The 17,260-nt window shown below is 69.1% G+C and carries 15 protein-coding genes; 7 read left to right on the top strand and 8 right to left on the bottom strand.

The annotated features are described in order from the left end of the window. Positions 1-51 precede the first annotated feature (51 nt). On the top strand, positions 52-438 hold the full coding sequence (locus tag QFZ29_RS01390) for a cupin domain-containing protein (RefSeq protein WP_306892451.1): 387 nt from the start codon (positions 52-54) through the stop codon (positions 436-438). Between the two features lie 83 nt (positions 439-521). Here QFZ29_RS01390 and QFZ29_RS01385 read toward each other — a convergent pair whose 3' ends face one another. Next, a complete protein-coding gene (locus QFZ29_RS01385; protein ID WP_306892450.1) occupies positions 522-1,733 on the bottom strand; it encodes an aminotransferase class I/II-fold pyridoxal phosphate-dependent enzyme in 1,212 nt (403 codons plus the stop codon). Between the two features lie 207 nt (positions 1,734-1,940). On the opposite strand from QFZ29_RS01385, the gene QFZ29_RS01380 reads away from it, so the two are divergent. Beyond that, entirely contained in the window at positions 1,941-2,597 is a 657-nt protein-coding gene (locus QFZ29_RS01380; RefSeq protein ID WP_306892449.1) for a YqaJ viral recombinase family protein, read from the top strand. A 50-nt stretch (positions 2,598-2,647) separates the two neighbouring features. Here the strand turns inward: QFZ29_RS01380 and QFZ29_RS01375 are convergent, their stop codons facing one another. Beyond that, positions 2,648-4,816: an MMPL family transporter gene (locus tag QFZ29_RS01375; protein ID WP_306892448.1), complete on the bottom strand. Its 2,169-nt coding sequence runs from the start codon at positions 4,814-4,816 to the stop codon at positions 2,648-2,650. A 90-nt stretch (positions 4,817-4,906) separates the two neighbouring features. Between QFZ29_RS01375 and QFZ29_RS01370 the strand changes: the two genes are divergently transcribed. The 4 genes from QFZ29_RS01370 to QFZ29_RS01355 all read left to right on the top strand — a co-directional run bounded on the left by QFZ29_RS01370 (position 4,907) and on the right by QFZ29_RS01355 (position 9,246). Further along, positions 4,907-5,515, top strand: a complete 609-nt coding sequence (locus QFZ29_RS01370; RefSeq protein ID WP_306892447.1) for a TetR/AcrR family transcriptional regulator — start codon at positions 4,907-4,909, stop codon at positions 5,513-5,515. A gap of 85 nt (positions 5,516-5,600) precedes the next feature. Beyond that, complete coding sequence (locus tag QFZ29_RS01365; RefSeq protein WP_306892446.1) at positions 5,601-6,575, top strand: NADP-dependent oxidoreductase; 975 nt, start codon at positions 5,601-5,603, stop codon at positions 6,573-6,575. A gap of 74 nt (positions 6,576-6,649) precedes the next feature. Further along, complete coding sequence (locus QFZ29_RS01360; RefSeq protein WP_306892445.1) at positions 6,650-7,678, top strand: hypothetical protein; 1,029 nt, start codon at positions 6,650-6,652, stop codon at positions 7,676-7,678. Continuing rightward, a complete protein-coding gene (locus QFZ29_RS01355; RefSeq protein WP_306892444.1) occupies positions 7,675-9,246 on the top strand; it encodes a CoF synthetase in 1,572 nt (523 codons plus the stop codon). The genes QFZ29_RS01360 and QFZ29_RS01355 overlap by 4 nt, the downstream gene beginning before the upstream one ends. 6 nt (positions 9,247-9,252) lie before the next feature. Here QFZ29_RS01355 and QFZ29_RS01350 read toward each other — a convergent pair whose 3' ends face one another. After that, the gene (locus QFZ29_RS01350) at positions 9,253-10,212 is read right to left on the bottom strand and encodes an ArsR/SmtB family transcription factor (protein ID WP_306892443.1); all 960 of its coding nucleotides are present in this window, start codon (positions 10,210-10,212) and stop codon (positions 9,253-9,255) included. A gap of 56 nt (positions 10,213-10,268) precedes the next feature. Here QFZ29_RS01350 and QFZ29_RS01345 point away from each other — a divergent pair, with 56 nt between their 5' ends. Continuing rightward, positions 10,269-11,690: an MFS transporter gene (locus tag QFZ29_RS01345; protein WP_306892442.1), complete on the top strand. Its 1,422-nt coding sequence runs from the start codon at positions 10,269-10,271 to the stop codon at positions 11,688-11,690. Between the two features lie 5 nt (positions 11,691-11,695). On the opposite strand, the gene QFZ29_RS01340 is transcribed toward QFZ29_RS01345, so the two are convergent. The 5 genes from QFZ29_RS01340 to QFZ29_RS01320 all read right to left on the bottom strand — a co-directional run bounded on the left by QFZ29_RS01340 (position 11,696) and on the right by QFZ29_RS01320 (position 17,260). After that, a complete protein-coding gene (locus QFZ29_RS01340; protein WP_306892441.1) occupies positions 11,696-12,595 on the bottom strand; it encodes a bifunctional helix-turn-helix transcriptional regulator/GNAT family N-acetyltransferase in 900 nt (299 codons plus the stop codon). Positions 12,596-12,613: 18 nt separating this feature from the next. Continuing rightward, positions 12,614-13,180 (bottom strand): GNAT family N-acetyltransferase, encoded by a 567-nt coding sequence (locus QFZ29_RS01335; RefSeq protein ID WP_306892440.1) that lies wholly within the window; start codon positions 13,178-13,180, stop codon positions 12,614-12,616. Between the two features lie 149 nt (positions 13,181-13,329). Continuing rightward, on the bottom strand, positions 13,330-15,027 hold the full coding sequence (gene aceB, locus QFZ29_RS01330; RefSeq protein WP_306892439.1) for a malate synthase A: 1,698 nt from the start codon (positions 15,025-15,027) through the stop codon (positions 13,330-13,332). 31 nt (positions 15,028-15,058) lie between these two features. Beyond that, entirely contained in the window at positions 15,059-16,396 is a 1,338-nt protein-coding gene (gene aceA, locus QFZ29_RS01325) for an isocitrate lyase (protein WP_306892438.1), read from the bottom strand. 378 nt (positions 16,397-16,774) lie between these two features. Further along, positions 16,775-17,260, bottom strand: coding sequence for a nucleoside deaminase (locus QFZ29_RS01320; RefSeq protein WP_306892437.1), 486 nt, complete (start codon positions 17,258-17,260; stop codon positions 16,775-16,777).

Below are 17,260 nucleotides of genomic sequence, written 5' to 3'. Positions count from 1 at the left end.
CGGGGTCCCCGGCGCCAGCCGGATCCGGACGAACCGAGAGGAGCAGGGCAGATGCCCAAGACATCGAAACACGACGCCACCGAGACCTTCGAGGCCGAAGGCTACGAAGGTCATCTCCAGGAGCTCGGCGGATACACCGTCGCCTTCGAGACCTACACCGAGGACGCGGACCTCGCGTCCCTCTTCGCCGGGTTGCCCGACGACCGGTGCCAGAGCGTGCACCTCGGCTACGTGCTGAGCGGATCGGTGAAGTTCACGTTCACCGATGGGCACGAAGAGGTATACGTCGCAGGCGACGCCTATCACGTGCCGCCAGGACATACCCCGACGATCTACGCCGGCACCGAGGTCGTCGAGTTCAGTCCGACCGAGGCGCTGCAGCAGACGCTCGAGGTCGTCAACCGAAACCTGGAGGCGGCCGCGGCGACCGGTGGATAGCGGATGCCGCGAGGTCGATGGTCGGGGCAGAGCACTCCGTCGCCCGGCGCGCCTGATGGGCGAGCCGGGCGAGCCGGCTGTGCTCAGCGAGCGGCTCCGACGGCTGCCGCTTTCGCCCGGGTCATTGCCGCCTCGAACCGGGGCAGGCTCTCCTCGATCGTCGCCAAGGTCGCCGTCAACGAGATGCGGAAGAAGCCTGGCGTCTCGAACATCCGGCCGGGCAGCACCAGCACATCCTCACTGTCGAGGATCGCGGCGAACTCCGCATCATCGGGCAACGGCGATTGGGGGAACAGGTAGAACGTGCCCTCTGGCACGTTGACCCGGTAGCCCATGCCGAGCAGCGCTTCCACCATCACGTCGCGCTTCCGCTGGAACAGGGGGATGTCGAAGGCGAGTGTCTCGAGCTGCGGCAGCGCGTACTGCATCGACGCATTGGGGAAGAGCCAGCCGCCGGAGATCTGCAGCGCCTCGATGGCATCCCGCAGCGCAGCGCGGTCGGGCATGGTCGGCGGCACCGCGAGATACCCGATGCGCTCGCCCGGTGAGAGCAGCGTCTTTCCGTAGCTGTAGGCGAGGAAGCTCCAGGGGTAGAACTCCACGGGGGTGTGGAAGCGCTCGCCGTCGAAGACGATGCGGTTGTAGGCCTCGTCGGAGATGAGGTAGATGCGGCGCCCGTTGCGCTCCGATGCATCCGTGAGCAGCGCAGCCAGCCGTTGGAGCGTCTCGACCGGGTAGATCCTGCCGGTCGGATTGTTCGGGCTGTTGACGATCACGATGCGCGTTCGCGGCGTGATGGCTGCCGCGATCGCGTCCAGATCGAGGTCGAAGGTCCCGCGGTCGATCGATACCTTCACCGGCACGAGACCCGCCTCCAGGACGATCGGCTCGTAGAGGAACCACGGCGGCAGGCTGTAGATGACCTCGTCCCCCGGATCGCCGACGAGCTTCAGCGCAACCGAGATCGCCGTGAACCCGCCCGTCGTGAGGTGCACGTCGTCGGCTTCGAAGGGCAGACCGGTGTGCCGGCGGAGGGACTCGGTCGCCGCCTCGATCGCCTTCGGGTCGCCGATCCTGTAGGCGAACCAGAGCTCGTGCTGCGGGATCAGGGCCTCGCGCAGGATCTCGACATAGGCAGTGGACGGCGGATCATGCGGATCGCCGAAGGTGAAGTCCAGCACGCCCGGCTGATGCCGGCGCTCCTGGTAGCCGGAGAGCCGGTAGAACTCGTAGAGCAACTGGAACGGCGTCGCGGCCGCAACCGTCGTGACCCGCTCGGAGATCTGTTTTTTCATCCATGAGCACGTCCCTTTGGGGATCGGCGGAGAGGCTCTCGGGCGAGCCCCATTGGCGCGGCCAGCGTACTCCTCTCCGGCTCGCGCCGCCTCTCTTCATTCGTCGCTGGAGCACGTGCGAATCAGCATGCAGATGTCATGCCGCCGCGATCGGTGAACCGCGTGGCTCGGCAGGCCGCTGTGGTGGGTGGGCGGTACGCTCGGGAGGTGCCCGATACGCCCTTCGCCCTCTTCGATCTCGAGGGCTCGACGGCGGTCGTCGAGGCACCTCCGCGGCACCCTCACGAGACGCGGATCGTGGCCGATTCGAGCGACCGGGTGACCTGGTTGCGGGCTCGCTCCCGCGGCATCACGGCGACGGATGTCGCGAAGCTCGCGTCCCGGGCATCCGTCCGCTCTGCCGCGTGGGAGAAGCGATACGGCTCGAGCTTCGGCGGCAGCCGCTACACCGACCACGGTCGTGAACGCGAGCCTGTGATCGCCGAGTGGGTGCGCCGCACGCACGGCATCGAGCCGTCGTCGCTGCTCTTCCACTCCGCGACCGAGCGCCGGCACCTCGCGACTCCCGACGGGCTCCGCGTCGCTCCCGACGGCGAGCTCCAGCTGTGCGAGATCAAGACCACGTCGAAGCCGTGGCGCGGCATCCCGCGCGGGTATCTCCGGCAGGTGTGGTGGCAGCAGTACGTGCTCGGCGCCGAGCGCACGCTCGTGGTGTGGGAACGGCACGACGACTTCGTGCCCGTGGCCGAAGAGCCCGAGTGCCGCTGGGTCGACCGCGACGACGACCAGATCGCGATCCTCGTGCACCTCGCGAACGCGCTCATCGACGAGCTCCACGCGAGCACCGCCGGCCGCGCTCGATGACCCGCATCCGCACAGCGGCACGCCCGCGATGACGACCCTGGCTCCGTGCGTCACGTTCCGATCTCGGCCGTTTCCCGCCAGCCGAAGCGGTCGTGAACGTGTCGGAGCGGTCGAGGCGCCCACCAGTTCGCCCGGCCGGCCAGCCGCATGAACGCGGGCACGAGCACGCCCCGGATCAGGGTTGCGTCGACGAGTACCGCGAGTGCCATGCCGATGCCGATCTGCTGCAGGAACGTCACCTGGCTCGTCGCGTAGACGGCGAACGACGCGGCGAGAATCAACGCGGCTGCGGAGACGAGCGGGGCAGACCGGGCGATACCCCACGGTACCGACCCGACCACGTCGCCGGTGCGATCGAACTCCTCCTTGATCCGAGCGAGGAGGAACACTTCGTAGTCCATCGAGAGACCATAGGCGATGCAGAACATCAAGAGCGGGATGCTCGGCTCGATCGAGCCTGTCGGCGTGAATCCGAGGATCGGAGCGAGCCCGCCCTCTTGGAAGCCCCACACCAGGACGCCGAACATGACCGTCAACGACAGCAGATTCAGCACGGCGGCCTTGAGCGGTGCGACAACACTCCCCGTCATCAGGAAGAGGACGACGAACGTGACGGCCAGGATGAGCACCGCGACGAGCGGAAGTCGCTCGACGACCCCGTTCCGGTAATCGGCGAGCTCCGCCGGATATCCGCCGACGAGGCGGTCGAACGGTGCATCCGCGGTGCGCACCTCTTCGACCAGTCCGACGGAGTCGCTCGCCAGTCGATCGGCTGAGGGCAGAACAGCAAGCCAGGTGGCAGATCCGTCGCGGAACCGCTCCGGTCCGCCCGGGCCCGCCGGACCGACGCGGGTGCCGTCGGCGAAAGCGCCCGCGGCGGAGTCCACGCGAACGACGCCGTCGAGGGTCGAGAGTCGGGCGGCGTGCTCGGCGACCTCGACATCCGTCGCGTCCGCGGCGAGGACAGAGATGGAGTCGGCATCCTCGGCGATGAAATCTGCGCGAATGATGTCGTACATCCCGCGCACCGGCTGGCTCGACGGCAGCAGGCGGTCGTCGGGCGCACCGAAGTTCATGAGAACCGCGGGCGCGCCGAGCGCGATCAGGATCGCGACCCCGATGCCGCCGGCCAGGAGCGGCTTGCGCATCACCCGCGTCGCCGAAGAGAACCAGAACCCCGTCTCGGGCGCGCGGGCCGGCGTCTTTCGGGCCGCGCGCGTGCCGAGGAGTCGCAGTGCGGCCGGCATGATCACGATCGAGCCGAGAAGAGCCGTCACCACGACCGCGATGCCGGCGTACGCGAACGAGGAGAGAAAGGTGAACGGGAACACGAAGAGCACCGAGAGCGAGGCGGCGACGGTGATGCCGCTGAAGAGGATGGTCCGACCGGCAGTGCGGACCGCGACGGTGACAGCCCCGGCCACGTCGCGGCCGGCATCCAACTCTTCTCGGAACCGATAGCTCATGAAGAGGCCGTAGTCGACACCGAGGCCGATGCCCATCACGAGCGCGATGTTGGCCGCGAACGTGGAGACGTCGGCGAATTCGCTGACTCCGCGCAGGATCGCGAGGCTGCCCGCGACGGAGAAGATGCCGATTCCGACGGTCACGAGCGCCAGCCGCAGTCGGCGGTACACGATCCAGAGCAGGACGACGACGAGTGGGATGATGATGAGTTCCGCACGGAGGAAGTCGCCACGTGCCTGCTCGGCGACGGCGCGGAAGACCTGGTCGCCGCCTCCGAGTTGGACGCTCACGGCCGATTCTTCGATCGGAACCACCAACTCGGCCTCAATCCCCGGCAACACCACGCCTCGGACATGATCGGCGTCGCCCGGAACCCAGGCGAGGATGAGCGCGTGGCGCAGGTCGGTGCTCGCGAGGGTATCGGGGGCAGCCGGCGACCAATACGACCAGGCATCTCCGACCCCGGGGTAGTCGGCCAGGGCCTCGGTGAGGCGCTCGCCCACGGCAGTCACCGCCGCATCGTCCACCGTGCCGGAGCGAGCCTCGACGAGGATCGCGACATTGGGGCTGCTCGTTCCGAAGCGTTCGCCGAGTTGCTCGCGCGCGGCGACCGATTCGGAGCCCGGTGCCTCATACCGGTTCAGGGAGAGCGCATCCATCGCGCCGGCCGCGAGGGCGGCGAACACCATCAGCAAGGCGGTCGATGCGAGCAGAACCCGGCGGGGGAATCGCGTGATGAGACGAGCGAGCACGGGCGAGAGCCTCTCGATAGACTATTGCGAGCAGTCACTCGCGTTTTGAGAATACGAGCGTTTGCTCGTGTTTGTCTACCGGAGGTGTCAATGTCGCCCGAATCGCCGACGGTGAAGCGTCAGGCGCGAGGCCAGGCGCGCATCGAGCAGATTCTCGCCGCGGCCGCCATCGAGTTCGGTGAGCGCGGCTACGAGTCGACGACGACGAATGCCATCGCCGCCCGCGCGGGGATCTCGCCGGGGTCGCTCTATCAGTTCTTCTCCGACAAGGAGGATGTCGCGCGCGCGCTCGCGGAGCGCTACGCCCAGCAACTCGCGGAGCGTCAGATCGATGTCGAGGCGCTCGCAACCATGGCGGTGCCGCTCGCCGTGCGAGCGGTGATCCGCCCGCTCGTGGAACTGAACCTCGCCCAGCCCGGGTTCAAGGCACTGCTGACCCGCCCGGATATGCCCGATGCAGTGCGAGACGCCGTGGCGCCGATGTCGCAGCTCATTCACGCGCAAGTGAGTTCTCTCGCCGAGCGACTGCTCCCCGCGCTCGGCCCTGAGGCGCTCGCGAGAACCGTGACGATCCTGATTCACACAGTGCGCGGAACGATGCCGGCGATCGTCATGACCCGGGAGGAGGAGCGGGAGGCGTTGATCACTGAGCTCGAGCGGAGCCTCACGGCGTACCTCGAGGCACTGGCTGGATCCTGAACGAACGGTCCCGTCCGCGCGAGTGCCGATATCGACCCTGAGTGCACCATAGTGGTGAGTCAGAATGGTGCTCAGGAGGTAGCGGATGACCGAGACGATGCGTGCCCTGGTGATCGATCGGGTCGGGGCGCCCGACGAACTGCACATCGCCGAGGTCCCGATGCCGCGCCGCGTGAGCGATGAGGTGCTCGTGCGCGTCGTCGCCGCGGGCGTGAATCCCATCGACATGAAGACTCGCGCGGGCCGCGGGGTGTCGGCCGCGATCACCGGCTACCCCGCCGTGCTCGGCAACGACTTCGCCGGCGTCGTCGAGACGGTGCCGTACGCGCAACACCCGCTGCAGCCCGGCGATCGGGTCTACGGCATGGGCCGCGTGCCGCGACTCGGGGGCAGCTACGCCGAATTCATCTCGGTCTCGTCGATGAGCCTCACGCCGATGCCCGCGACGCTCGGCTTCGTCGAGGCGGCCGCCGTGCCGCTCGCCGCCCTCACCGCATGGGGCGCCGTCATCGACACGGCGCGCGCCCACGACGGCCAGCGGATGCTGATCCACGCCGGCGCCGGCGGTGTCGGCCATTTCGCGGTGCAGTTCGCGTCGTACTTCGGCGCGAACGTGACGGCCACCTGCTCGTCCCGCAACGCCGACCTCGTGCGGGCGCTCGGCGCCAGGCACGTCATCGACTACGAGCGCGAGCGGTTCGAACGGGTCGCGCACGACCAAGACGTCGTCATCGACCTCATCGGCAATGGCACGGATGACACGAGCACCCGCTCGCTCGACGCGCTGCGTCCCGACGGGCTCATCGTGACCGTGCCGACCGGGTCGTGGCCCACGATGGCCGAAGATGCAGCGGCTCGCGGCATCCGTGCCACCGGCTATTCGGTCTCGCCCGACGCGCGCACCCTCGCGGTCATCACGCGGCTCATCGACGACGGCGCCGTGCGCGTGCACGTCGAGCAGGAGTTCCCGCTCGAGGAGGGCGCCGAGGCGCATCGCGTGCTCGAGGGCGGCCACGTGCGGGGCAAGCTCGTGCTGCGGGTCGCGCCCGATCCCGAGTAGCGATCGGCGGCGAATCGCGCGTCAGCCCGCGCACCGTTCATGTCGAATCCCGGCCGAGGTGTCAGGATGTCCCCATGACGACGTCGCCATGGCCTGACCTCATCGAAGAGGCACGGCGCTACCCGTCGCCCCACAACTCCCAACCCATCAAGGTGCAGCCGATCGGCGACCGCGAGGCGCGGGTGTTCTACGACCTCGACCTCGGCCTTCCGGCCGAGTCGTTCGGCATTCCGTTCGGCCATGTGTGCGCCGGCGTCTTCCTCGAGAGCCTCGCCACCGTCGCCGCCGGTCATGGGTTCACCGTGGTCGAAGAGCTCCGGCACGCCGACATGGACTTCGCCGCCGCAGATCGCCTGCATCCGATCGGCATGGTACGCCTCGAGCCCGCGCCGGTCACCGCCGAGGCATCCCGCCGGCTGGAGGCCTTTCGCGCGCGACGCACCTCGCGACGGCCCTACGACCGCACGCTCGTTCCGCCCGACGTCATCGCGCGGGCCCGCGACGTCGCGGCCGCGAGCGGGCAGCGTTTCGAGACGACCGCCGACGAGCACACGGTGCACGACCTCGTGCACATCAATCAGGCGACCCTGTTCTCCGACCTGCAGAACAACGCGGTGTACGCCGAGATCATGCACTGGCTGCGCTTCTCGCGCGCTGAGGCGGCGGCGGCAGCCGACGGGCTCTCCGCCGAGACGATGCTCATGCCCGGCGGCATCCTGAAGCTGGCGATGGCCCACCGCGAGTGGTGGTCGGCGCCCGTCGTCGGGTCGATCATCCGCTCGATCTACCTGAACACCATGCGTGGGGTGCGCCAACTGGGCTGGCTGACCGGACCGTTCGAGGGTCCCGCCGACTATGTCGAGGCCGGTCGCGCGTTCATGCGGGTGTGGTTGGAGTTCACGCTGTATGGAGTGCGGCTGCACCCGTTCGGCACCGTCATCACGAACCCCGACTCCCACGCGCGATTCGCTGATGCCGTGGGCGCTGTCGAGACGGATGGACGCATGGCGTGGATGCTGTTCCGGTTCGGCCACTCCGCCGAGCCCCCCTTCGCGCACCGGCGTCCAGCTGCCGCGATGCTCCTTCGAGAGGAATCCGCGTGAAACCCTTCATCTTCGCCTTCGTCTGGGCGCAAGACGCCGTCGTGCGGCTCTTCACGCGCAGCGTGCACACGCACAAGGTGCTGCTCGGTCCGGGCATCGAGCCAGTGCGCTGGGTACTCGGCCGCTGGCGCGCCTGGCGCACATTCGAGTTCGCGGCACGTCATGTTCCGGCATATCGGGCGTTCCTCGACGAGCGAGGCACGCCGCACAAGTTGAAGCGCAGGGGCGACCTGAGCGCGGCCTTCGCCGCGGTACCCGAGATGGACAAGGACAGCTATATCAAGCGCTGGCCGATCTCCGAGCGCAGCATCGGCGGGCGACTCCCGCGGCGCGGTGTCGTCGTCGACGAGTCATCCGGCAGCTCGGGAACGCCGACGAGCTGGGTGCGCGGCCCCGACGAGCGGCTCGCCACCAGGCAGCTCCTCCAGGTCGGCTTCTGGCGCACGGCGCGCACGCTGAAGAAGCAGCCGTTCGTGCTGAACGCATTCTCGCTCGGGGCCTGGGCGACGGGCATGAATGTCACGACGAGCCTCACCGAGGTCACGATGATCAAGTCGATCGGGCCCGACCGGAACAAGATCATCCAGACCATGGCCGAGTTCGGCACCGACTACACGTACATCATCCTGAGCTATCCGCCGTTCCTGAAGGCACTCTTCGAGGACACCCGCCTCGACTGGGAGCAGTACGACATCGTGGCGGCGTTCGGCGGCGAGGGCATCAGCGAGAACATGCGCGCACACATCCTGCGCTATGCGCACAGCGCGTTCGGGTCGTACGGGGCCTCCGACCTCGAGATCAACATCGCGATCGAGACGGACTACACGGTCGAGCTCCGAAAGGCCATCGCCGCGAGCCCGAAGCTCGCCAAGCGCATCACCAAGCAGGCCGAGTACGGGGTGATGCCGATGGTGTTCCAGTTCAATCCGTACGACTACCTGGTCGAGACGAACGACGCGGGCGAGCTCGTCGTCACGATCGTCCGCAAGCAGAACATCAACCCGCGCATCCGCTACAACATCCACGACCGCGGACACGTCATGCGCATCCGGGAGCTGACGCCGATCCTCGAGGAGTTCGGCCTGCACCGCCTGGTGCGCCAGCAGTTCCTCGACCTGCCGCTCCTGTTCCACTACGGCCGCAGCGACATGTCGATCGACTACAACGGAGCGGTCGTCGCCCCCGACGCCCTGCGCGACGTCATCTACGGTGACGCGAAACTGCTCCAGGCGGTCGAGAACCACCGACTCATCAGCTTCGAAGACGAGCGCGGCGACCGTCAGCTCCACATCGCCCTGCAGTTGACGGATGCCGCGGCCGCCGTGCCGATCGACGAGGCCGCGTATCGCACCCACATCGTCGCCGAGCTTCGCGCGCTGAACAGTGATTTCAACAACGCGATCCTCACCGCGCCCGATCACACGATGCCCACCGTGGCGTTCTACCCGCACCGCACCGGGCCGTTCTCGGGCGACGGGCGCAAGCTGAAGAACGAGTACGTGTGGCAACTCGAAGCCGCCGATCTCGCCGAGTGGGACGTCGATCTCAGCCACCCCGCCGAGCGCTAGTCCATCTCAGCCGGCGCGTGAGGTGAGCAGCGCCGTGCCGAGCTCGCTGCGGAGGTAGAGCACGCTGCGCCCGTAGCGAGTGCTGACGAGGAGGCCGGCGTCGCGGAGCACGCGCAAGTGCTGGTTGACGGCCGATGCCGTCACCCCGAGGCGCACGCCGAGCTCCGTCGACGAAGCGGGGTCGCCGAGGGCGGCGAGCAGGCTCGCCCTCGTCTCGCCGAGGATCGCCGCGACGGCGGCAGGGTTCGCGACGCGCTCGGTCTCCCACAGTGCGCCCTGCCCGCGGGCCGGATACAGGACCATCGGCGGTCCGTCGCCGACCGGCGCCGAGCCGCGTCTCGTGAACATCGTCGGCACGAGGGTCAGGCCCTCGCCGCCGACGGCGCGCACCCGGGGCCGTGGGTCGGCCATCCGCATCTCGATGACCCCGTGGTCGTACGAGATCCGCGACGTCAGCCCGTTGAGCATGGCGGAGAGCCCCGATTGCGACACCTGCCGGCCCCGGTAGACGATGTCCGCCTCGAGCACGGCGCGCATGCGCGGCCAGTAGGGCTCGAAGCAGGTCTCCCACAGCTGGCCGAGGGCCGCGACGACGCGACGCAGTGCCCTGGTCGTCGAGCCCTCGAACACCTCGGGCACCTGCCCGAACACCGCGACGAGATCGTCGCGGAATACCTCCGCCGGCATCGCGAGCAACGCCGCGAGCTCGTCGTCGAGACGCGTGAGCGGCGAGCTCGGACGCGGGTTCAGGAAGTCGGGCGTCCACCCGCGCTCGTCGATGAGCGCCAGGAGCGCGACGTGGTCGAGTCGCTCGCGGGCGACCTCGGTGCGGCGGAGCCAGCCCACCTGCAGGGGGAAGCGCGAGGGGTCGGCGATGGCCCGGATCGACAGCCCGAGCTCGCAGAGCGGCGAGATGCCGAACCGCACGGCGCCGACGTCGTCTTCGGTCAGCAGATAGCGGAGCATGAAGCACTACGCTACATCGATTTCGACGCGCCCCGGGCTTCTGACAGAACTGAGGAGTGAGCACCAGCCCCGACACCGGAACCGTTCCGATCATCGATCCCGAACTCGACGGCGCTGCCACGAGCGTCGACGAAGCGGATGCCGCGGACGCTGCGGCGCCCGGCACCCCGAACGGCCGTCGACCTGGCCTCGTCGCCCGCCTCGCGGCATCCGTTGCCGATCCGGTGCTGCGGATCCTCGTCACGGCCACGCTCATCAGCCGGGTGGGGCGGGGCGTCTTCCTCACCGTCACCGTGCTCTACTTCACGCTCATCGTCGGGCTCGCACCGCACGAGGTCGCGATCGTGCTCGGCGCCGCGAGCGCAGCGGGCGTGCTCTCGTCGCTCGCGGGCGGCTGGCTCGCCGATCGCCTGAGCGCCAGGCGACTGCTCCTCGTGCTCACGACCCTCGAGGCCATCGGCCTCATCTGCTACGTCTTCGCCGGGGACTTCACGAGCGCCCTCATCATCGCCGTGGCGGTCGGGGCCATCGGGCAGGCCACGAACTCGACTCGCATGGCGATCATCGCGCGCGCCTTCGACGCCGACGCCCGGGTGCACGCCCGGGCCGTGCTGCGCACGGTGACGAACCTCGCGATCGCCGTGGGCTCCGGCATCGGAGCGATCGCCCTGCTCGCCGGAACCGCCGAGGCCTACCGCTGGATCATCGTCGGCGCCGGCGTCATGTACCTGCTCGGCCTCGTGCAGCTCGTGAAGCTCCCGACCTCCGTCGACGCGCCGAGGCCACCCGCCGCGCCGCCCGTGACGACCGAGACCGGGTCGACGGATGTCGCGGCATCCGCCGTCGCCGAGCGTCGCGCGCTGCGCCGCCACTCGCCCTGGCGCGACCCGCGCTACCTGGCACTCACCGCGCTGACCGCGGTGTTCGGCATGCAGTTCGGCGTCGGCGAGGTGGGCGTGCCGCTCTGGATCGCGAACGAGACTGCCGCGCCCGAGGTGCTCGTCGCGGCCGTGCTGATCCTCAACACGGTCATCGTCATCATCTTCCAGGTGCCGCTCTCCCGGGGCACGCACGACCTGCGCCGCGCGGGTCGAGTCTCGGCCATCGCCGCGTGGCTCATGGCGGCCGCGTGCCTCGTGTACGCCGCCGCGGCCGGCCTTCCCGTCGGCTTCGCGATCGCGGTCGTCGTGCTCGCTGCTGTTGCGCACGCGTTCGCCGAGGTGCTCTCGCAAGCCGGCGGCTGGGGGCTCAGCTTCGAACTCGCCGACCCCGTGCGTGCGGGCACCTACCAGGGCGTGTTCTCGATGGGCTACTCGCTCGGCGCGATGGTGGCGCCCCTCTTCGTCACGTCGACCGCGCTCTCGCTCGGCTTCGGCGGGTGGGCGATCCTCGCGGGTGTGTTCCTCGCCTCGGGCCTCGGCACGTGGGCGATCGCGCGCGGTGCGGCGCGCACGGCTGCCCCTGCATCCGCCGTGTAGGCGCCCTATTCGAGGCGCTTCTCGAACCAGTGGTCGGCGTAGAACTCGTCGTTGAACGGCGGCACCTCGACGTACCCGGCCGCGCGGTACATCGCGATCGCCTCGGTGAGGCTGGCGTTCGTCTCGAGGGTCACGGATGTCGCGCCGTGCTCCCGCGCGGTCTGCTCGAGTGCCTCGAGGATGCGGCGTCCCACGCCCATGCCGCGCACGTCATCGTCGACCCACATCCGCTTGATATACGCGGGTTCGGAGCCGTGGAACAGCACGGCGCCGCATCCGATCGCCTCGCCGTGCAGGCGGGCGATGAGGAACCGGCCGCTCGGCTCGGCGAACTCCCGGGTGTCGGGGTGGAGGCTCTGCGCCGGGTCGAAGCCGCCCGGGAAGCGCGCGGCGAGCTCGGCGTAGTAGGCCGACAGACACGCGCGGGCGTCGTCGGACGCGGCATCCGCTGGCTCGATGGTCACGAGGCCGGCCTCGAGCAGGCGCATCGCGGTGCCCATCGCCTCGACGAGTCGCTCGCGCTGGCGAGGACTGAGGGGTGCGAGCAGGGATGCCGCGAGCTCGTCGCTGCGCCGGTCGAGCTCGGCGCGCTCGGCCCGGCCGGCATCGGTCGGTCGGGCCGTTCGCACGCGGGAGTCCGCAGCGGATGCCTCGAGGCCGACGAGACCCTCCCGCTCGAGGGAACGGAGCAACCGGCTGAGGTAGCCGGAGTCGAGCTCGAGGCGCTCGCGGATCTCGCGCACGTCGACGCCGCCGTCGTGCACCTCCCAGAGCACCCGCGAGGCGCCGAGCGATCGAGCGCTGCCGAGGTACTCGTCTTCGAGGGCTCCGATGCGCGCCGTGACGGCGCGATTGAAGGCGCGGACGCGATCGATCGAGGCGCGGTCGAGCTGCTGGTCGGTCATATCTCTGACCATAGTCAGCTATCTGGTTGACGGCAAGAGCAGCTCAGTCGAGCGGCAGCTCGAGCACCCAGTCGTCTTCGACCCGGCCGCCGACCGTGAAGTGCTTGCGACCGACCTTCGCGAAGCCGTGCTTCTCTCGTAGAAGCGGATCGCTCGGGCGTTCTCCTCGTTCACGCCGAGCCACACCGCCCTTGCGCCGGTCGCCGCCGCCGCCGCGGCAAGCGTCGCCGACATCAGCGGCGCGGCGACTCCCGTGCCGTGGGCGAGCGCCCGGGTGTAGAACTTGCTGAGCTCCACAACCGGCCGGACCGTGAGTGCGGCCGCGGCGTCGGCATCGCCCGGCTCGCCCGTGATGAGCATCGAGTAACCGACGAGCCGGCCGTCGTCCTCGGCGACGAGGATCGCACGGCGCTCGTCGGCGAGGTACTCCCCGAAGCGCGCGACCGTGAAGTGCTCGGCGATGAACGCCGCGATCGCCTCAGGCGTCGTGTGGGGTGGGCACGCGAGCGGGAACGTCTCGGCGGCGAGGTCGGCGAGCGCCTCGGCGTCTGCCGATGAAGCCGGACGGATCGTGATGTCGTGCACGATCATCGATTCTTCCAGAGCCCTCGGGTGCATACGGCACTCGGCGTTCTCCGACGGAGACTCCGCCACTGATGCTGAAATCGCATCAGTGGCGGAGTCACGCGCCATTACACCCGCGCACGGACGGCGTCGTCGTCGGGCGCCATCCGTCAGAGGTAGCGCGCGTACGCCCCCAGCGTGATGAACGTCGGGAACTCCGGCTCGAGCGCGACATGCCGGAACACCTCGATCGCGTCGTCGAACCGGTCGCCGTCGAAGCGATCGAGGCCGGCGATGACGGATGCCACGAGCCCCTCCATCCACGCGTGGTCGATGCGGGTGCCCTCGGCGGTGATGGTGTTCTCGTTGAGCCACTGCCAGATCTGCGAGCGCGAGATCTCGGCCGTCGCGGCATCCTCCATGAGATTGTCGATCGCCGCGGCCCCGGTGCCGCGCAACCAGGACTCGATGTAGCGGATGCCGATCGAGACGTTGTCGCGCACGCCGCCCTCGGTGACCTGCCCGCCGATCGACGGGATGTCGAGCAGCTGCGCCGCCGTCACCTCGACGTCGTCGCGCAAACGGTCGACCTGGTTCGGCCGCTCCCCCAGCACCGCGTCGAACTCCGCTCGAGCGGTCGGGATGAGGTCGGGGTGGGCCACCCAGGTGCCGTCGAAGCCGTCGGATGCCTCGCGGCGCTTGTCGGCGGCGACCGCGGCGAGCGCGCGCTCGGTCACCTGCGGGTCGCGCCGATTCGGGATGAACGCGCTCATGCCGCCGATGGCATGCGCTCCCCGCTTGTGGCAGGTTGCGACGAGCAGCTCGGTGTAGGCGCGCATGAACGGCACGGTCATCGTGATCGACTTGCGGTCTGGCGTCACCCAGCGGCGGCCTCGCGAGCGGAACGTCTTCACGATCGAGAAGATGTAGTCCCAGCGGCCGGCGTTCAGGCCGGCGCAGTGGTCGCGCAGCTCGTAGAGGATCTCGTCCATCTCGAACGCGGCCTGGATCGTCTCGATGAGCACCGTTGCACTCACGGTGCCCTCCGGGATGCCGAGCCGCTGCTGCGCGAAGACGAAGATGTCGTTCCAGAGTTTCGCCTCGCGGTGCGACTCGAGCTTGGCCAGGTAGAAGTACGGCCCGCGGCCCGCCGCGATGAGCGCCTGCGCGTTGTGGAAGAAGTACAGGCCGAAGTCGACGAGCGAGCCCGAGGCGTGCATCGCGCGCCCCGCCCGGTCGTGGAATCTCAAGTGCTTCTCGGTGAGGTGCCAGCCGCGCGGCCGCATCACGATCGTCGGCGTCTCCTCGGCCGTGACGCGATATTGCTTGCCCTCGGGGCTCGTGTACTCGAGCTCACCATGCAGGAAGTCGAAGAGGCTGAGCTGACCTTCGATCACGTTCGCCCAAGTGGGGCTCGTGGCATCCTCCTGGTCGGCGAGCCAGACCTTGGCGCCCGAGTTGAGGGCGTTGATCGCCATCTTTCGGTCGGTCGGGCCGGTGATCTCGACACGGCGGTCTTCGAGGCCCGGGCCGGCGCCCGCGACGCGCCACGAGGGGTCGCGCCGGATCGACTCGGTCTCGGGCAGGAACCTCGGATCACGGCCGTTCGCGGCGTCGACTCGGGTCTGCAGGCGAGCGGCGAGCAGTTCGTGGCGAGTGCTCGCGAAGCGATCGTGCAGCTCGGCGAGGAACTCGAGCGCCTGGGGAGTGAGGATCTCGTCGTAACGCCCGCCGAGGGGCGCCGTCACCTCGATGCGGGGTTCGACGGTCTGGAAGCTGCCCGTCGCGGGATGTGCAGCGTGCGCTGCACGCGCGGCGATGGGCGTGGCATCCGTGCGTTCGATGGTCATGCTGGGCGTGGTGTTCATGGTCGTGTCTCCTTGCCGGTTGGTGGCGGGATCAGAACTGTTCTTCCTCGGTCGATCCGACGAGGGCGAGGGTTGCACTCTTGGGGTTCAGTGCGGTGGCGATCCGGTCGAAGTAGCCGGTGCCGACCTCGCGCTGGTGGCGCGTGGCGGTGTATCCGAATGCCTCCGAGGCGAATTCCGCCTCCTGGAGCTCGACGTAGGCGCTCATGTGCCGCTCGTGGTAGTCCTTCGCGAGCGTGAACATGGAGTGGTTGAGGGCGTGGAAGCCCGCGAGGGTGATGAACTGGAACGCGTAGCCCATCGCCGCGAGCTCGCGCTGGAAGGTCGCGATCTGGGCATCGTCGAGATGGCGCTTCCAGTTGAACGACGGCGAGCAGTTGTAGCTCAGGCGCTTGCCCGGGAACTTCGCGTGCACCGCCTCGGCGAACCGGCGCGCGAGGTCGAGGTCGGGCTCGGCCGACTCGACCCACAGCAGGTCGGCGTACTCGGCGTAGGCGAGGCCGCGGGCGATGACCGGCTCGATGCCGTTCTGCACCTCGTAGAAGCCCTCGGCGGTACGCTCGCCCGTGACGAACGGCTTGTCGCGCTCGTCGTGGTCGCTCGTGAGGAGGGTCGCGGCGAGTGCGTCGGTGCGGGCGATGATGATCGACGGCACGCCCGCGACATCCGCCGCCAGCCTCGCCGCGTTGATCGTGCGGATGTGCTGCGACGTCGGCACGAGCACCTTGCCGCCCATGTGGCCGCACTTCTTCTCGCTCGCGAGCTGGTCTTCCCAGTGCACGCCGGCAGCACCGGCCTCGATCATCTGGCCCATGAGCTCGTAGGCGTTGAGCGGTCCGCCGAAGCCGGCCTCGGCGTCGGCGACGATCGGCGCCATCCAGTCCTTCTCGGTGGTTGAGCCGGTCGAAACCACCTCGGATGCCTCGATCTGGCCGGCCCGCAGCAACGCGTTGTTGATGCGCCTCACGACGGCGGGCACCGAATTCGCGGGGTAGAGCGACTGGTCGGGATAGGTCTGGCCGCTCAGGTTCGCATCGGCCGCGACCTGCCAGCCCGAGAGGTAGATCGCCTGCAGGCCGGCGCGCACCTGCTGCACGGCCTGGTTGCCGGTGAGAGCGCCGAGCGCCGCGGCCCACTTCGGGTCGGCCTGGGGTGTGAACGCCGTGCCGGTGTTCTCCTGGATAAGCTGCCAGAGCCTCTCGGCGCCGCGCTTGGCGAGCGTGCGCTCCTCGCGCACCGGTCCGCGGAGGGCGATGACGTCGGCGGCGGTGTAGTCGCGGCTGACGCCATCCCAGCGAGGGTTCGCGTCCCACTCGAGCTGCAGCTCGGCAGCGGTCTGGGTCTGGTCTCCGGGGCGATTCGTGCTCATCGTGGTGCTCCTTCGTCGGTGCTGAGCGGATGCTTCGGTGCGGCCGTCGGCGCCTGCTTCAGCGCCATCCGGGGTCTCTGCATCCACTCTGCGACCGCTCGCGACCCACACAGCGACGATCCAGGGGGTGAACTTCCCGGGTTCTTCCGCTCCGCAGAACTTCGCGGCTCGAAAGTGCGCTTCGTGTCGGAATGGCAGGTCTATAGCGACACGAAGCGCCCTCTCGGCGCAGGACTCGCACGCCGGCCGAAGCGATCAGGCGCGGCCGCTGGAGTCCTCATGCCGACGGTCGAGTCTGTTGGAGCGCCAGTTGGTCACCTGTGCGGCGCTGTCGGTGAGCGCGGCTGCGTCGCAGAAGGACCCGCCTGCGAACCGCGGTCAGTTGCGCCGGGCGTGCCGTTCGATGAGCACGCGCACCTCGTCGACGAGTTCGTCGACCGGTCCCTCGACCACGAGCCCAGGGGCCACCGCCGTGATCGGCAGGTTCGCCACCGGCGAGCTGTCGGCCCCGAGCGCCGCGCGCCACGCCACGATCTGGTGGCCGGAGGCGACGTACACGATCCGGCCCAGGCCCACCCAAGCGTGCGCGGCGGAGCACATCGCACAGTGTTCTCCCGAGGTGTACACCGTCGCGCTCGCGCGTTCCTCCGGGGTGAGGTGGATGACAGCCCATCGCACGATCTCGAACTCGGGATGCCGCGTCGGATCCCCTGTGGTCGCCTCCCGATTGCGGTCGGCGAAGCGTTCGGTGCCGGCGGCGTCGACGAGCACCGACCCGAACGGGCCGTCACCCGCGTCGGCGGCCTCCCTCGCGAGCTCGACGACGCGGCGAAGGTGGACGAGGTCGGATTCGGAGATGGCCAT

This window comes from Agromyces albus, from assembly GCF_030815405.1.
GTDB lineage: Bacteria > Actinomycetota > Actinomycetes > Actinomycetales > Microbacteriaceae > Agromyces > Agromyces albus_A.
The sequence above is the reverse complement of the archived record's forward strand: the minus strand, read 5'-3'. Positions and strand labels throughout refer to the sequence as shown.